The sequence below is a fragment of the Methylophaga sp. genome, assembly GCF_965655755.1.
In the GTDB taxonomy this organism is placed as follows: Bacteria; Pseudomonadota; Gammaproteobacteria; order Nitrosococcales; family Methylophagaceae; genus Methylophaga.
In genome coordinates this window covers 1-16,347 of record NZ_CBFHHW010000004.1, presented here as the reverse complement: position 1 = coordinate 16,347, position 16,347 = coordinate 1, and the positions used below count along the sequence as shown (strand labels likewise).

Annotated in this window: 18 protein-coding genes and 1 pseudogene; 11 read left to right on the top strand and 8 right to left on the bottom strand. The window is 46.2% G+C overall.

What is annotated here, in order from left to right; all coding sequences use genetic code 11:
• Positions 1-213, top strand: a pseudogene (locus ACTF5U_RS02345) (TetR/AcrR family transcriptional regulator); the annotation flags it as partial.
• On the opposite strand, the gene ACTF5U_RS02340 reads toward ACTF5U_RS02345, so the two are convergent.
• Positions 214-432, bottom strand: a complete 219-nt coding sequence (locus tag ACTF5U_RS02340) for an RNA-binding S4 domain-containing protein (protein WP_438970030.1) — start codon at positions 430-432, stop codon at positions 214-216. It lies immediately after the preceding pseudogene.
• A 195-nt stretch (positions 433-627) separates the two neighbouring features.
• On the opposite strand from ACTF5U_RS02340, the gene ACTF5U_RS02335 reads away from it, so the two are divergent.
• Positions 628-933 (top strand): hypothetical protein, encoded by a 306-nt coding sequence (locus ACTF5U_RS02335; protein WP_438970029.1) that lies wholly within the window; start codon positions 628-630, stop codon positions 931-933.
• Between the two features lie 34 nt (positions 934-967).
• Here ACTF5U_RS02335 and ACTF5U_RS02330 read toward each other — a convergent pair whose 3' ends face one another.
• Genes ACTF5U_RS02330 through ACTF5U_RS02320 form a run of 3 tightly spaced genes read right to left on the bottom strand, consistent with a single transcriptional unit; the run spans position 968 to position 4,237 of the window.
• On the bottom strand, positions 968-2,101 hold the full coding sequence (locus ACTF5U_RS02330) for a sodium ion-translocating decarboxylase subunit beta (protein WP_438970028.1): 1,134 nt from the start codon (positions 2,099-2,101) through the stop codon (positions 968-970).
• A gap of 16 nt (positions 2,102-2,117) precedes the next feature.
• Positions 2,118-3,905, bottom strand: a complete 1,788-nt coding sequence (gene oadA, locus ACTF5U_RS02325) for a sodium-extruding oxaloacetate decarboxylase subunit alpha (RefSeq protein ID WP_438970027.1) — start codon at positions 3,903-3,905, stop codon at positions 2,118-2,120.
• Between the two features lie 50 nt (positions 3,906-3,955).
• Positions 3,956-4,237 (bottom strand): OadG family protein, encoded by a 282-nt coding sequence (locus ACTF5U_RS02320; protein ID WP_438970026.1) that lies wholly within the window; start codon positions 4,235-4,237, stop codon positions 3,956-3,958.
• A 276-nt stretch (positions 4,238-4,513) separates the two neighbouring features.
• Between ACTF5U_RS02320 and ACTF5U_RS02315 the strand changes: the two genes are divergently transcribed.
• Positions 4,514-5,890, top strand: coding sequence for a ribonuclease J (locus ACTF5U_RS02315; protein WP_438970025.1), 1,377 nt, complete (start codon positions 4,514-4,516; stop codon positions 5,888-5,890).
• Between the two features lie 35 nt (positions 5,891-5,925).
• Positions 5,926-6,345 (top strand): PilZ domain-containing protein, encoded by a 420-nt coding sequence (locus ACTF5U_RS02310; RefSeq protein WP_438970024.1) that lies wholly within the window; start codon positions 5,926-5,928, stop codon positions 6,343-6,345.
• Positions 6,346-6,347: 2 nt separating this feature from the next.
• On the opposite strand, the gene ACTF5U_RS02305 is transcribed toward ACTF5U_RS02310, so the two are convergent.
• Both ACTF5U_RS02305 and ACTF5U_RS02300 read right to left on the bottom strand, forming a co-directional pair.
• Positions 6,348-6,563 (bottom strand): hypothetical protein, encoded by a 216-nt coding sequence (locus tag ACTF5U_RS02305; RefSeq protein ID WP_438970023.1) that lies wholly within the window; start codon positions 6,561-6,563, stop codon positions 6,348-6,350.
• Positions 6,564-6,641: 78 nt separating this feature from the next.
• A complete protein-coding gene (locus tag ACTF5U_RS02300) occupies positions 6,642-7,040 on the bottom strand; it encodes a gamma-glutamylcyclotransferase family protein (RefSeq protein WP_438970022.1) in 399 nt (132 codons plus the stop codon).
• A gap of 66 nt (positions 7,041-7,106) precedes the next feature.
• On the opposite strand from ACTF5U_RS02300, the gene ACTF5U_RS02295 reads away from it, so the two are divergent.
• The 4 genes from ACTF5U_RS02295 (at position 7,107) to ACTF5U_RS02280 (ending at position 12,811) form a co-directional block, all read left to right on the top strand.
• Positions 7,107-8,039 carry a patatin-like phospholipase family protein gene (locus ACTF5U_RS02295; protein WP_438970021.1) on the top strand — a complete coding sequence of 311 codons (933 nt, stop codon included), beginning with the start codon at positions 7,107-7,109 and terminating at the stop codon, positions 8,037-8,039.
• A 56-nt stretch (positions 8,040-8,095) separates the two neighbouring features.
• Entirely contained in the window at positions 8,096-8,437 is a 342-nt protein-coding gene (locus tag ACTF5U_RS02290) for a hypothetical protein (protein ID WP_438970020.1), read from the top strand.
• Positions 8,438-8,513: 76 nt separating this feature from the next.
• Positions 8,514-9,683, top strand: a complete 1,170-nt coding sequence (locus ACTF5U_RS02285; RefSeq protein WP_438970019.1) for an efflux RND transporter periplasmic adaptor subunit — start codon at positions 8,514-8,516, stop codon at positions 9,681-9,683.
• Between the two features lie 14 nt (positions 9,684-9,697).
• Positions 9,698-12,811, top strand: coding sequence for an efflux RND transporter permease subunit (locus ACTF5U_RS02280; RefSeq protein ID WP_438970018.1), 3,114 nt, complete (start codon positions 9,698-9,700; stop codon positions 12,809-12,811).
• Positions 12,812-12,823: 12 nt separating this feature from the next.
• Here the strand turns inward: ACTF5U_RS02280 and ACTF5U_RS02275 are convergent, their stop codons facing one another.
• Entirely contained in the window at positions 12,824-13,741 is a 918-nt protein-coding gene (locus ACTF5U_RS02275) for a LysR family transcriptional regulator (protein WP_438970017.1), read from the bottom strand.
• Positions 13,742-13,844: 103 nt separating this feature from the next.
• Between ACTF5U_RS02275 and ACTF5U_RS02270 the strand changes: the two genes are divergently transcribed.
• Genes ACTF5U_RS02270 through ACTF5U_RS02260 form a run of 3 tightly spaced genes read left to right on the top strand, consistent with a single transcriptional unit; the run spans position 13,845 to position 15,701 of the window.
• Positions 13,845-14,240 carry a DoxX family protein gene (locus ACTF5U_RS02270; protein WP_438970016.1) on the top strand — a complete coding sequence of 132 codons (396 nt, stop codon included), beginning with the start codon at positions 13,845-13,847 and terminating at the stop codon, positions 14,238-14,240.
• An 18-nt stretch (positions 14,241-14,258) separates the two neighbouring features.
• The gene (locus ACTF5U_RS02265) at positions 14,259-14,849 is read left to right on the top strand and encodes an FMN-dependent NADH-azoreductase (protein WP_438970015.1); all 591 of its coding nucleotides are present in this window, start codon (positions 14,259-14,261) and stop codon (positions 14,847-14,849) included.
• Positions 14,850-14,861: 12 nt separating this feature from the next.
• Positions 14,862-15,701 (top strand): pirin family protein, encoded by an 840-nt coding sequence (locus ACTF5U_RS02260; protein WP_438970014.1) that lies wholly within the window; start codon positions 14,862-14,864, stop codon positions 15,699-15,701.
• 14 nt (positions 15,702-15,715) lie between these two features.
• Here the strand turns inward: ACTF5U_RS02260 and ACTF5U_RS02255 are convergent.
• Positions 15,716-16,347, bottom strand: a 632-nt coding sequence (locus tag ACTF5U_RS02255; protein WP_438970013.1) for an HAD-IC family P-type ATPase, incomplete at its 5' end; no start/stop codon positions are given.

Sequence of the window (16,347 nt, the reverse complement as noted above, 5' to 3'; positions counted from 1 at the left end):
ATTTATAAGCAATGTCAACAGCATAAACAGCGTGTCCGTGGCTTAATTGAAAAGCAGGTGCATCATTTGGATGGTGACTTTGATAAAAAAACGCTGACGGATAACCTGGCATTACTTAAAGAGGGTGCTATCGTGACAGCGCAGGTGCAGGGCGATAAAAACGCAGCCAGAAAAGCGAAAGCCATGGCTGAAGATTTACTGACGGGGTGGTGATCAATTTGACATTATCAGCGTAATATCTTCAAAGTTGATTTTATCACCGGCGATAATTTTACGACGCTTACGGGTCTCGGTTTCACCGTTTACCGAGACCATCCCTTGTTCGATAAGTAACTTGGCTTCTGCACCGCTAGAGGCTACTCCTTCAAATTTAAGTATTTTATACAACTCGACAGGAGTCATCGTGAGTTCTACGTGAACAGTTTGTGACATAAAAACACCTCAATATTTAAATTTAACACTACAAATGTATATCACTCAGTTATGGTAGGCTTAAAGATAACTACGCAAAAAAAGAAGAAGTAATTACTATAGCCATCTATTAAGAAAAATCTGAATCAGATCCCACTTATTAGGATCTCAGTTGCTATATAGTCATCCAGTTAGATCTTATTAGAGCACCAAAATATGAAACATTTAGTTCGATTGGTTCAGTTGGTAATTGTTCTGGCGATCCTGTATCCGATCTATTATGTTTGGGATACGGATAGAATTGATAACTTCTGCGAGTCAATCAAACCAGGTATGAAAGTCTCAGCGCTTCAAACCCTAGCCGAAGAGAGTCATCTTAATTTGAATGCGCCTGATGATTCACAGCGAACAGGGCAATGGATGACTTCAGTAGAATCTACCGCATCAATTTCTGGGTATGCCTGTGTTATCAGAGGTGCTGTAGACAGTGTTGCAACAGCCCAAATAGTCAGATCTGAATAAAAAAACAAACCCCGCCGAAGCGGGGTGAATTATTCTAAACGCCTGCGTAGTTAATCAATATACCAGCAGCGACAGCTGATCCTATAACACCGGCGACGTTTGGCCCCATCGCATGCATTAATAGGAAGTTATGTGGGTCGGATTCAAGGCCCATTTTATTCGAGACTCTGGCCGCCATTGGAACAGCAGATACACCGGCAGAGCCGATTAATGGGTTTATAGGTTGCTTAATTAGCTTGTTCAGAATCTTGGCCATAATCACACCCGCAGCGGTGCCGATAGTAAAGGCTGCCATCCCCAGAATCAGAATACCTAGTGTAGTCAGGTCGAGGAACGATTCTGCGCTTAGTTTAGAACCGACTGCCAGACCCAGGAATATGGTGACTGTGTTGATAAGCGAGTTTTGCGTGGTATTACTCAGACGATCAACAACTGCACATTCTTTCATCAGATTACCGAAACAGAACATACCCAACAGTGGTGCTGCATCGGGCAGGAGAAAGGCAACCAGGATTAATAGTAGTAATGGGAATACAATCTTTTCACGTTGTGACACGTGACGTTGTTGCACCATTTTAATTTTACGTTCTGACTCAGAGGTCAACATACGCATGATAGGCGGTTGAATTAATGGGACCAAAGCCATGTAAGAGTATGATGCAACAGCAATCGCACCCAAAAGCTCCGGAGCCAGCTTACTAGCTACGTAGATGGATGTCGGGCCATCAGCACCACCGATAATACCTATGGCAGCAGCATCAGTCAGGCTGAAATCAAAAATACCAAAATAAGAAAGCACTACTGCGCCCATCAAGGTGGCAAAGATACCGAATTGAGCTGCAGCACCTAAAAACAAGGTTTTAGGGTTTGCAAGCAGGGGGCCGAAGTCTGTCATGGCACCGACACCCATAAAGATAATCAGTGGGAAAGCACCACTTTCTATACCCACGGTATAAAAGATATGCAAAATACCGCCCGCTTCAGCGAGACCTGCACCGGGAATATTGGCCAAAACGCCACCAAAACCAATCGGAACTAATAAAAGGGGTTCGAAATTTTTCTTGATAGCGAGGTACAGAAGTAGCATACCAATCAAAATCATCACGCCTTGACCGGCAGTCATTTGATAAATACCAGTCACTTCCCAGAGGTGAATCAGTTTATCCATGAATTAAATCCTTCACTTAAGCGATGGTAGCGAGTTGATCGCCGACTTTGACGGCATCGCCCTGTTTTACAGAAATCGATGAAACGGTACCTGATTTGAAAGCAACGATCTGGGTTTCCATTTTCATTGCTTCCAGAATCAAAAGTGTATCGCCTTCTTTCACTTGCTGACCGCTTGCAACTTGAATCTTCCAGATATTGCCAGACAAAGGTGCTGTAACCGGTTCGCCTTCTCCGGCAGGTTGAGCTGCTGGAACAGTGTCATTGTCAGAGGTCTCAACATGACTGATATCGCCCCCCTCGTTAACCTGAACAACATAACTCTGGCCATTAACCTTGATGGTATATGTCTCTTCATCACCGCTAGCCGCTTTCGTCGATGGAGCTGCCGCTGCAGGCTGATCCGATGGTGCCGGCTCAAATGCATCAGGGTTCCCACGATTTTGTAGGAATTTAAGTCCAATTTGCGGGAAAAGTGCATAGGTAAGTACATCGTCGACCTGATGCTCACCTTCCGCCAGTTTAAAGCCTTCGCTGTCGGCTTCTTGGAGTAACTCTGTCGTGAGTTTATCCATTTCTGCTTCCAACAGATCAGCGGGACGACAGGTGATTGGTTCCGCACCTTCTAATACGCGTTGCTGTAACTCTTTGTTGAAAGGAGCAGGGGCTGCGCCATATTCACCTTTCAATACACCGGCGGTTTCTGCCGTGATCGTTTTATAACGCTCACCAGTCATCACGTTGATAACGGCTTGTGTTCCCACAATCTGTGAGGTAGGTGTAACCAGTGGAATAAAACCGAGATCTTCACGCACACGCGGAATTTCTTTTAGCACTTCATCCATGCGGTCTAATGAATTCTGTTCACGTAACTGGCTTTCCATATTGGTCAGCATGCCACCAGGCACCTGTGCCACCAGAATACGGGAATCGACGCCACGCAGCGTGCCTTCAAAAGCAGCGTATTTTTTACGCACTTGGCGGAAATAAGCGGCTACCTCTTCCAGTAATTCAATATTTAGCCCGGTATCACGATCGGTACCTTCGAAAATTGAAACGACCGATTCGGTTGCAGAGTGACCATAGGTCATCGACATGGATGAGATAGCAGAATCAACATTATCAATACCAGCTTCAACACATTTCATAATGGTCGCGGTGGATAGACCGGTGGTGGCATGTGACTGCATATGAATCGGTATATCAATAGCTTGCTTAAGACTCTGAACCAGCTCAAAGGCTGCGTAAGGCTTAAGCAAACCAGCCATATCCTTAATAGCGAGAGAATGAGCACCCATATCCTCAATTCTTTTTGCCATATCAATCCACAACTGCAGGTTGTGTACCGGACTTAAAGTGTAAGCAATAGTCCCTTGTGCATGCCGATCATTCTCCAGAACGGCCTTGATAGATGTTTCCAGATTGCGTGGATCGTTCATAGCATCAAATACACGGAAAACGTCGACACCATTAACAGCAGCACGCTCTACAAATTTTCTGACGACATCATCAGCGTAGTGTCGATATCCCAGCAGGTTTTGACCCCGTAACAACATTTGTTGGCGGGTATTTGGCATGGCTGCTTTTAGACTACGGATACGGTGCCAGGGATCTTCACCCAGATAACGGATACAGGCATCGAAAGTCGCTCCACCCCAACTTTCAACAGACCAGAAACCTACCTGATCCAGTTTGTCAGCAATTGGCAGCATGTCATCGAGACGCAGCCTTGTGGCGAAGAGAGATTGGTGGGCATCACGCAGGACTACGTCTGTGATCCCAAGGGCTTTTTTTGCTTCGGTCATGTTAATGGCCTTAATTAGTTTTACAGAAATACCGATTAGTCAAAAATGGATTATTTATGACGTGAGCGGAATTTATGAACAGCAGCGGACAAAATGGAGATAATATTTTTGTCATCATTGGCATGCTGTTTGGCATTCATTGCCTGACTGATAACGGCTGTGGGAGCCGGGATACCATCTTCAGGTAATACACCAAAATTTTTCTCGTAACTGGCGATAATTTTTGACATTAATGCGGTGACAAAAACCAGTACCGTCAGAAATACAAATACGAATCCCATGCCGACCAGCATCAGATTCAAGCCTTCTGTCATCAGATTAGATGAGTTCATCTATCCGGCCTCCTCAGATGAAATGCTTAAGTCATAAAATCAATGACTTATCCTAAAACAGCGGCAGATTATACCATTGTTGTCGCGTGAAAGCGGTATCAGCCTTCATTCTCGTGATAACTATACTATGCATATTGAGCTATCAAACCTTCATACTTAGTAGTGTGACTTGCTCTTACTTGTTAATACAAGCCTCAAATAGTCAGAAAAAATGTTTGTGATGTGCGGAATCTTTCAAGCTTGTCATAATAGTGGTTTGGAACAACAGGAAGCATTATGACGCCGGACGAATCAGATTTTTGGTTTTTACCGTTGGGGGGGACCGGCGAAATAGGCATGAACCTCAATCTCTACGGGCACAATGGCCGTTGGTTGATGGTCGACTGTGGCGTAACTTTCGAGTCAGTGACCGATGTCGATGGTGACATTATTGATGGGACACGGGCTCATGTACAGATGGCTGATCCGCAATTTATAGCCGATCGCAAAGATCAGCTCGATGGCTTAATTATCACGCATGCCCACGAAGATCATATTGGCGCCGTACCGCATCTTTGGGAGCGCTTTCGCTGTCCGATATACACCACTGCCTATACCGCAGAGATACTCCGACGAAAGCTTAAAGAGAAGGGACTGATTGATAAAGTCCCGGTGCATGTTGTAGCCGGAGATGCAGAGCTGGATATCGGTGTATTCCATGTTAAGTGGATACGTTTAACGCATTCCATCCCGGAACCCTTTGGGCTTGTTATTTCAACAACAGCGGGCACAGTCTTTCACACAGCTGATTGGAAACTCGATGCTGCTCCAGTATTGGGTGAACGTTATCAGGCACAGGATTATCAATCACTCACTGAATACGATATCGATGCCATGGTGTGTGATTCGACCAATGCTGATGTGCCTGGCTGGTCGGCATCGGAAGCATCGCTCTACCGAGGACTCAAACATCATGTGGAGCAGGCGACGGGCAGGGTGGTTGTCACCTGTTTTGGTAGTAATATCGCACGACTCCGTACTATCGCTGATATCGCACAGGAAACAGGGCGCCATCTTGGTTTATTAGGCCGTTCTCTGATCAATACCTATACAGCCGCGAAACGCACCGGTTATTGGAGTACGGTAGAAACGTTTGTTGATCCGCATCATCTGGGCTATCTACCCAGGCAGACTGTTTTACTGGTTGCGACAGGGAGCCAGGGAGAACCGCGAACCGCCCTGAATAGATTGAGTCATAATAATTTTCGCGATATGCAACTAGAACCGGGTGACACGGTGATATTCAGCTCTAAAGTAATTCCCGGAAATGAAGCACTGATTGAAGCTTTAATTGAGCGTCTTAAAGCCATGGAGATTGATGTCATTACAGTCGATAACAGCCGAATGCCAATTCATGCATCCGGGCATCCAGCGATGGAGGAGTTAAAAACAATGTATGAGTGGGTCAAGCCTGCTTGTTCGATTCCCGTTCATGGCGAATTTCACCATATGCGTGCTAATGCGCGGGTGGCCAAATCGGTCGGCGTACCGGAACAAATTGAAGGTAAAAATGGCGATCTTTTTTTTATAGCGCCCGTTAGGGGGATAAGACGCAGTGCGGTGAAAGTGGGGCGCTTGGGCTTAGTCAACGATAAGTTGAAAAAATTATTCTGATTAACAGGTTTATGTTTTTGTGCTAAGTTTTTGTAATGATTCATGAACCCAGAGAATTTATTCGTCATCCCAGCAGTATTCCTATTCACTTTTCACTGGGAAAAGAGCAAAGAACACGACCCGTTAAAGATGTCGGGTCAGGTGGTTTATGTTTTCGCTCAACCGAGGCAGTCTCAGTCGGTAAGAGTATTCATATCTACATTAGTAGCTGTAGGCCAACATTTTCCGCTGAAGGTATCGTTCGTTGGTGTGAACAGGAAGGGGATGAGTTTCTTGTCGGCGTTGCGTTTAAAGATAAATCCGTCAGATTTGCTGTTCGAATGGTTGAACAGCTCTGCTACATTGAAGATTATCGACAGCAAAAAGAGGCAGAGACTGGTCAGGAAATGACAAGTCATCAAGCCGCTATACAATGGATTGAAGAGAACGCAGAGACTTTTCCGGGGATTAACTAAAGTTAGGCTTTGGCATCAAACCTGGGAGAGCGTCTATCGGATGAAACACGACGCTCGACAACCGTTTTTTTCTTGCGTTTACGACGTTCCTGAGGTCTACGACGCTCATTGCTACCAACAGATTGTGTTTTGTCTGCTATAGGACGAGCAGGAGCGACCTGTGACGGCGTATTAACCTGAATCAAATTGTTATGATATAGACGTGGTATTTCGTTCATCACTCTTTACTCGCACATTGCGTAATTAAGCTATCGGATTGATTTTGATGAACTTTAGAAATTTATTTATCGGTTGGGTTACATTTCCTTGAAAATACCACTCATGATACGTTTATGGTCTGAAACTGGGTGATTGTATATATAGGCCCAAGCCATTTCTGTTTCCTCAGGGGATAGATTAACTAGGATTCGTTTACGAATATATTCACGTGGCTCAGGGAAGGCTGCGCTACATTCTTCAAAGTCATCTAGCTGGGGAAGTACCAGATCAGCCTTTGTTAAACGGTACAGTTCGCCATAAACTCTATCATCAGGCGAGGATGACTCTATAACACCCGGGTAATCATGAATTTGATAGAGTTTACCCAATAGCCAGGCATGAGAAACAAACTCACTATGTTCGGCAAGAACACGATGCATATTATGTTCGCTGGTTTTCATTAGTGTGCCGTAAACGAATAAATAGGTATTTTGCATAATATATTTGACTTTATAAGTTGACTCTATCTACATGAATTATAATTATTTAACGTGAATTAATATATGAAAAACAAATTGTCGATTGGTTTGGCACTGGGAAGTGGTGCTGCGCGAGGCTGGTCTCATATTGGCGTAATTCAACGCCTGCATCAACTCGGAATTCAACCCGATGTCGTCTGTGGTACATCAATCGGTGCGCTCGTTGGCGCGGCTTATGTGGCGGGTAATCTGGATAAGCTCGAAACCTGGGTCAGACAACTGGATAAATTACAAACTGCCCATTACTTTGGTATTAATCGTTCATTAAAAGGCTTTGTTAATAAGGAGCGATTCGAAGCGTTTCTCGATGATTATGTAGTCCAAGCCGGGACTATCATAGAGGAAATGGATAAGCCCTTTGCCAGTGTGGCGACAGACCTTAATACCGGTAGAGAAATATGGAATACGCAAGGCAAGATGCTTGATGCGGTATGGTCCTCGATTTCTCTGCCTGGCTTATTTCCTGCTATTAAGCAAAACCATCGCTGGCTAATTGATGGTGGTCTGGTTAATCCTGTACCAGTATCCGTATGTCGTGCCCTTGGTGCGGACGTCGTGATAGCGGTCAATCTAAATAGCGGTATTGTGGGTAAACATCTGCAAGCGACAGTTACTAAAGAGGATGGAGATGAAAAGACAGAGCCACAGAGCTTTACTGGGCGGTTAGGTGAAATCATTACTGACTATACGGGTAATCTGTTCGGGGAGAAGGAAGAGCAGGATGAGCCTCCCGCCTTGTTAGATGCTATAGCTGCTTCGGTCAATATTACGCAGGACCGTATTACCCGGAGCCGTATGGCGGGAGACCCACCCGAAATTATTTTATCACCACGCTTAGCCGATATTGGTTTACTAGAGTTCTATCGGGCTAAAGAAGTCATTGAAGAAGGGATGGCTAGTGTTGATAGAGTCAAACGAGATATTGAATACTGTTTAGGTGTTACATTATCTGGCTGACTTTGCAATGACTGTTTGTATACGTTAGCCTCAGAGGTTGTTCAACAGGTGAATAGATGCGTCAAAACAGCAACACACATATTTTAAGTATTTTGCTAGTCAGTCTTATGCTACTGCAATCGGTTGCGTTGAAAGCGGATATTCATCAATTTCATCAGACCCAGAACCAGATTAACCTGACAGAACACGGCCTCACCGAGCACGACCATCAACACATGCAGGCGAGTCAAGTGAATGACTGTCAGCATTGCTGCCATTGTCACGGTGGCACGCATTTCTATCTGATTTCAACCACTCCAGCATTACTGACCCTGCAGTCAATCCGAGTGCAGCACCATAGCGCTGTGTCTGTCAGCTCAGTTTCTTTCCTCCCAGCAATCCGTCCACCGATAGTCTGAGCTCACCTAAAGGCTGACCGCATTCAAAGCGGTCTATTTTTGATGGCCATGCCATCACAATAGGGACGGAACAACCATGAAAACATTCATTCTCTGTGCATACAGCATTGTGTGCCTAATTTCGATGCAATCAGCGTATGCGGCTGATAAGCATGATGATACGTATAACCACGAACCGACGGAGCAGAGACACGACAGTCACAATTCCGATGCGATGCAAGCTGCTCACGAACACGATGATCAAGAGTCAGTTGAGCTATCGGCCGAGCAGATGAGGCATGCTGGTATCACGGTAGTCGCATTGCGTCCTGAATTACCGGAGTCGAACTTGTTGGTTGCTGGCGAGGTAAAGCAAAACGGCTATACCAGTTACCATGTTTCGCCGCGTGTCGACTCCGTGGTGCTCAAGCGGCATGTCGCTCTGGGAGAGCATGTCGAAGTGGGACAGAAACTGGTGACTTTATTCAGTGATAAAGTGGCTGAAGCGCAGGCAAATTACGTTGACAGATATGCCGATTGGCAGCGGATCAAAAGCATTGGTCCGGGTTCCATTAGTGATAAACGTATAAAAGAATCACAAACCGCCTATCATGCGTCTGTTGGGCGTCTTCGTGCATATGGACTCAGTCGTCAAACGATTCAGAGTCTGAGCATAGAAAGTCGAAATTTGGGCGAATACAGTCTGAGTGCCGAAACCAATGGAACCGTACTGGCTGATGACTTTAATCAGGGACAGCAGGTTCAGGCTGGCGAAGAGATTATTCAGGTCGCCGACGAAAGTCAGCTCTGGGTAGAAGCGCGGTTATCACCGGACAATCAACTCGAACTGGCCAGCGGCACACCTGCAACGATCTTTTTCGGTGACCAGCAGTTTTCAGCCTCGGTCGCTCAGGAGGCACACACCATTGATCCGCTAACGCGTACGCGCGTGGTCAGACTGCTTGTTAACAACAGTTCGCATCAATTACATCCCGGCATGTTCGTGAATGTCCTCCTGAAAACCGATACACATGCTCAGCTGTTAGTGCCAGAATCCGCCTTAATTCGAAATGACCAAGGGCATTGGCAGATCTTCGTGCTACAGGAGCCAGGGCATTTCGTAGCACAAGACATTGAGAGACGGGCCCAGCATGACGATAAAGTAGCTATTGCTGGTATTAAAACCGGGACAAAAGTCGCTGTCAGTGGTGCTTTTTTTATTGCGTCTCAAATCGCCAAAGGCGGTTTCGATCCCCATAATCACTGAGAGCGGAGCTAATCATGTTGAATCGAATCATTGATGCTGCGGTTACGCATCGCTTGTTAGTAGTGGCCTTATTATTGTTAACGGCACTGGTAGCGATGCGGATGATCCCCCGCCTAAATCTGGATGCCTTTCCGGACGTGTCCAATGTTCAGGTTGCTATTAACACCGAAGCTCCGGGTCTGGCGGCAGAGGAAGTCGAGCAGCTTATCAGCTTTCCGATAGAAGCCGTTATGTACGCGTTGCCGGATGTGGAAGAAGTACGTTCCATTTCGAAGACCGGTCTCTCAGGTATTACCGTGGTGTTTAAGGAAGGCACTGACATTTACTTTGCCCGACAATTGGTATTTGAGCGGCTTCAGGCAGCTCAGAAACTCATACCCGAGGGAGTTGGGACGCCGCAAATGGGGCCAAACACGTCTGGGCTTGGACAGATATACCAATACCTACTCGTTGCGGATACCGATACCCATATCGACAAAATGGCATTACGGAGCCTCAATGACTGGCTGGTCAAACTGATGCTGATGCCGGTTGATGGGGTCACCGATGTCCTGTCTTTTGGCGGCGAGGTACGACAATATCAGGTCAATCTGGATCCGTCCCGGCTGCTTTCCTATCAATTAACTCAGCATCAGGTGATGACGGCGCTGGAGAATAACAATAACAACGCGGGTGGTTGGTATTTGAATCGTGGTCAGGAGCAGCTAGTTATTCGCGGCACGGGCTGGTTCAGTCATGGTCGCGAAGGCTTGAGAGAACTCAGACAAATGCCGCTTAAAACCATTAAGGGCACAGTCATTACGCTAGATGATGTGGCAGAGGTCAAACTCGGCAGCGAAATACGTCAAGGCGCGGTGACCATGAGCCAGCGCCAGCAGGATGGGACAGTGCAAGATCTGGGTGAAGTGGTTGCAGGCATCGTGCTTAAGCGTATCGGCGCTAATACGAAAGCCACCATAGAGGGGGTGAAAAAACAGGTTGAGCTGATTAATCAGGCGTTACCAGAAGGTGTCCGACTGACATCGTTCTATGACCAAACCGATCTGATCGAAAAAGCCGTGAATACGGTAGTCAAAGCGTTGTTCATAGCGTTTATCCTGATTGTGGTCATTCTCGCCTTTTTTCTGATGAATCTCAGTGCCACCTTACTGGTATTGCTTTCTATTCCAGTGTCTATTGCCATTGCACTAATGCTGATGAGCTGGTTGGGTATGTCTGCCAACCTGATGTCGCTGGGGGGCATTGCTGTTGCCATCGGTATGTTGGTCGATGGTTCTGTGGTGATGGTAGAAAACATACTGAAACATATTGAGCGCGGCTCTCACTCAAGCATTGGTTTAATGGTGAAAGAGGCCTCACAGGAAGTGGCGCGGCCAATCTTCTTTGCTGTGGCAATTATTCTGGCCGTTTTTCTCCCTTTATTTAGTTTTGAAGGAGTGGAAGCCAAGCTGTTCGAACCCATGGCTGCCAGTATCATGTTAGCGGTTGTGGCTGCGGTATTTGTGGCAATTGTCGTTGTGCCTGCCCTAGCTAGTTTGTTATTGAAAGCCCAGAGCAGACAACGCACTAATTACTTGGTTAATGGACTGGAGCGGTTGTATCAGTTTTGTTTAACACACGCATTACGCGCCAAAGGGCTTGTGGTGGCAGTGGCGTTAATTTTACTGACTGTCGCGGCGATTACAGCCAGCCGTTTGGGAACGGAGTTTGTCCCTCAGCTGGAGGAGGGGACATTGAATTTGCGTGTTACTTTAGCACCTTCAGCCAGCCTTGATACCACCTTATCGGTTGCCCCTCAGTTACAAAAAATGTTGATGGATTTTCCTGAAGTGATTTATGCACTCAGTCGGATAGGTCGGCCTGAGTTGGGGGGGGATCCAGAACCGGTGAATAATATAGAAATTTATATTGGACTCAAACCGGAAAATACGTGGACAAGTGCTAATAGCCGTGAACAGTTACAAGCGTTAATGACAGAAAAGTTGTCGCAATTTCCCGGACTGTTATTTAACTTTTCACAACCCATCGCCACCCGTGTTGATGAGTTACTGTCGGGGGTAAAGTCACAACTGGCAATAAAACTGTTTGGTCCTGATTTGTCGATACTCGCAGAGAAAGGAAAAACCATAGAAAACGCAGTCAAACAGGTCGATGGTGCTACCGATGTTGCGATGGAGCAAATTACCGGTGAAGCCCAACTTATCATTAAACCAGATCGCAGACAGTTATCGCGTTATGGCCTGTCAGTGAAAGAGGTAATGAATCTCGTGAATGATGGCATTGGCGGCGGATCTGCCGGCCAGATCATTAACGGTAATGAACGTTATGATATCTACGTCAGGCTCGCCCAGCGCTACCGGAATAATGCCAAAGCCATCGCTGATTTACGCTTATTGTCTGCAGACGGGGCATGGATCCGTCTGGGGGATGTGGCTGAGGTGTCGATTGAATCGGGTCCGCCGCAGATCCGCCGTGATGACGTGCAACGTCGTGTCGTGGTTCAGGCCAATGTGGAAAATCGAGCGATGGGTAATGTGGTGGCGGATATTCAGCAGACGATCAATCAGAATGTCAATTTACCGGCCGGCTATGTGGTCGACATCGGTGGGCAGTTTGAGAGTCAGCAGCGGGCACAAAAACGCTTGATACTGGTGGTGCCTTTATCTCTTTTACTGATTGCAGTGTTGTTGTATTTTGCATTTGGCAGTGCCGGGCAAGCGATGCTGATTCTGGTTAATATCCCCCTCGCTGTTATCGGTGGTGTTTTTGCGTTGTATTTTTCTGGTCAGTATCTCTCCGTTCCTGGCAGCGTCGGTTTTATTACACTTTTCGGGGTAGCGGTTTTGAATGGGGTGGTGCTTGTTGAGAATATTAATCAGCGGATTGATGGGGGAGTGGATGAAGCACAAGCCGTCTTTGAGGGTGCGGTGTCACGCCTGAGACCTGTACTGATGACGGCTTTAACCTCCGCTTTGGGGTTAGTGCCGATGCTACTTTCCGAAGGTGTCGGTGCTGAAATACAGAAACCCTTAGCTACAGTGATCGTAGGTGGCCTGTTAACAGCCACGCTGTTGACCTTATTTGTTTTGCCCGTACTTTACAGTCGCTTTTCGGCAAAAAGACAGTGAGGTAATGTTGTGTCAGGTACTGTCAGGGCATCGCCAGTCAGGGCGGATGGCAAAATAGGCTTTCAGAAATTCAATCAACATTCTGACCCTTCGCGACAGATAGCGAGTCTGAGGGTATACCGCATAAATGCCAAGTTCAGGCTGTATCAGGCTAGTTTCCAATACGGATATCAATAAGCCCTGATGCACGGCTTCTGCGCTGAGAAAGTCCGGCGACAATATCAAACCTTTACCTTCAATGGCAGCGTCATGAAGGAACTGGCCATTATTAGCGGTTAATACAGTCGGCAGGTTGATCGATAAGGTGTCACCATTATGCCCCTTTAATGTCCAGCTGCTACTGACGTTGGTGTATTGCAGTTTGACATGGCCATACAACAGATCCTCGGCTTTATCTGGTGTGCCGTGGTCAGCAAAATATGCCGGACTGCCACAAATTAATAGCCGAGTCGAAGTCAGCTTTCTGGCAATCAGAGTCGAGTCGGACAGATTGGATACTCGGATAGCCAGATCAATGCCTTCGGCGACTAAATCTTGTTGGCGATCATTAAACTCAATGGCAAAACGAATATCTGGGTGCTTCTGATTAAATTCCCGAATGGCCGGATTTAAGTGCAACAGACCAAAGGTGATTGGCACAGCCAGACGTATCTGGCCTGACAGAGCCTGTTGTTCGTTACTGAGTGACGTTTCTACCTCGTGAATATCATCCAGAATCCGGATGCAGTGTTGATAAAAGTCCCGTCCTGCATCGGTCAGTGTTTGCTTCCGTGTTGTACGCTGGAGCAGACCAACGCCCAGCCGTTTTTCCAGATCCGTGAGCCGTTTACTGATGGCAGATTTAACTGTATTCATTTGTTCTGCCGCACGCGTAATACTGCCTGACTCGACAATACGCACAAACGTTTGCATTTCTTCAAGCTGATTCATTATTGTTCTTTATTTGATAACAATAAGTTCATTATCACACTGTTTAATAGAAAAATGGAAACTATAAAATGTGCTGTGTAGTCAATCAAACAAGGATTAAGCAGTGAATTTAATACATATTTTTTCGAGCATTTCCGGGCGTGTTTTACTGAGTGCCATCTTTATTCTTGCAGGTGTCAGTAAATTGGGTTCTGGCTATGAGGGGACACAGGCTTATATGAATAGCATGGGTGTCACTGGCGAATTGTTGCCTTTGGTCATTGCCACAGAAATCTTAGCAGGCCTGGCCTTATTTATCGGGTTTAAGACACGTATTGCTGCTTTGTTACTGGCTGGCTTTACGCTGCTTGCTGCATTGTTTTTTCATTTTGATTTTGCAGATTCAATGCAAAGCATCCTGTTTATGAAAAATTTAGCTATTGCGGGAGGTCTGTTGACGCTGGTTGCACATGGTAGCGATGCATTCTCAGTAGATAGCCTTCGTTCAAAAAACACATGAAATGAAAGGAGAATCAGTATGAACAATACCTTATTGCATATAAATTCCAGTGGTCGATTTGATGGATCGGTAACGCGGGCTGTCTCAAGTCAGCTGGTAACCCTCATCCAACAACAAAACGAACTACCGTATGTTCAACGCGATTTAGTTGAGGGCATTCCATTTGTTGATGAAGCGTGGATTAACGCTAATTTTACTGACGCTGATAAACGTAACGCTCAACAAAAATCTGCATTAGCCTTTTCTGATGAATTGATTGATGAGTTAAAACAGGCAAGTCATATAGTGATTGCATCGCCTATCTATAATTTTACTGTGCCAGCAGTGTTAAAAGCCTGGATTGACCAGGTGGCAAGAGCGAAGGTTACCTTTCGGTACACTGAGGATGGGCCCGAGGGTCTTTTGAAAGGCAAGAAAGCTTATCTGGTTATCGCTTCAGGCGGTGTTCCGCTGGAGAGTGAAATGGACTTTGCGTCACCTTACCTAAAACAGGTTATGGGATTTCTGGGGATTGATGATGTCACCATCGTTAATGCCAATGAGATTAATCAGGCAGAAAATGAAACTGAAGCGGCCAAACGTCTCAGTACAATCGTTGAAAACAGCTAGGAGGCAAACAGCATGAGTACTCGCGAGCTTAGACAAATTGTAAATGGGGAACAGGTTTCCGATGGGGCCGGTGTACAGTTGAAACGTATCATCGGAACACCTCAAATCAATATGCTGGATCCATTCTTATTGTTTGATGCATTTGGTTCAGACAAGCCGCAGGACTATCTGGCTGGTTTTCCGCCACATCCTCACCGTGGTTTTGAAACGGTGACCTATATGTTGGCGGGGAAAATGCGTCATGAAGATAACGCGGGTAATAAGGGCGTGATTGAAACGGGCGGTGTGCAGTGGATGACGGCTGGTAAGGGTATCGTGCATTCTGAAATGCCAGAACAAGAGGAAGGATTGCTGGCGGGGTTCCAATTATGGGTGAACTTACCAGCAACTCAAAAGTTGTCAGAGCCTAAATATCAAGAGCATCCGGCTGCAGCGATTCCAGTAGAAACAAATGAAAACGGTACCAGGATTAAAGTTGTTGCTGGCAAAACAGATCAGGGTACTAGCGGGGTGATAGACAATCCGTATGTGAATCCCTTGTATCTGCATGTTGAATTACCTGCGCAAACAGCTTTTAGTCAGCAGGTGCCTGAGACGGATAACAGTTTTGTTTATGTTATCGAAGGCCAGCTCTCGATAGGCGTTAAACAAAGACCTCTTCAGGCCGGTCAACTCGGCGTGCTTGAGGCTGGAACGACGATCGATGTATCGACCGAAACAGAAAGTGCCTTTCTGCTCGTTTCCGGCCAACCATTGAATGAGCCTGTGGCTCGCGGTGGTCCATTTGTGATGAATACCCGTGAGCAGGTCGAACAGGCTTTTTCTGATTATCGCGAAGGCCGGTTTGGCTGACAAGTAGGGTGAGGCTACAACCTCACCCGTTTTAATCGTAAAGCGTTCGCAATCACCGAGACCGAGCTCAAACTCATCGCTGCTGCTGCAATCATCGGAGACAACAACAAACCAAAGAATGGATACAACACACCGGCAGCAATCGGAACCCCAAGTGAGTTATAGATGAAAGCAAAAAACAGATTTTGACGAATGTTGCTCATCGTAGCCCGGCTAAGCTTCAATGCTTTTTGAACCCCGCGTAAATCCCCCTTAACCAGGGTAATCCCAGCACTTTCCATCGCTACATCCGTACCACCACCCATCGCAATACCTATGGTAGCTTGTGCTAATGCAGGCGCATCATTAATGCCATCACCCGCCATAGCCACTTTGTGACCTTTAGCCTGAAGATCCTTTATCAACTGACTTTTTTGTTCAGGCAATACATCAGCCTGTATTTCATCAATACCTAATTGCTTCGCCACAGCTTCTGCGGTGACTCGATTATCACCTGTCAGCATGATGATCTTGATACCTTCTTGATGTATGGCATCAATCGCTTCTTTTGTTGATTCTTTAATCGGGTCAGCGACGCCTATTAAACCAGCTGCCTGTTTATCAATAGCGACCAGCATGACAGTCTGACCTTGTTTGCGTAAGGTTT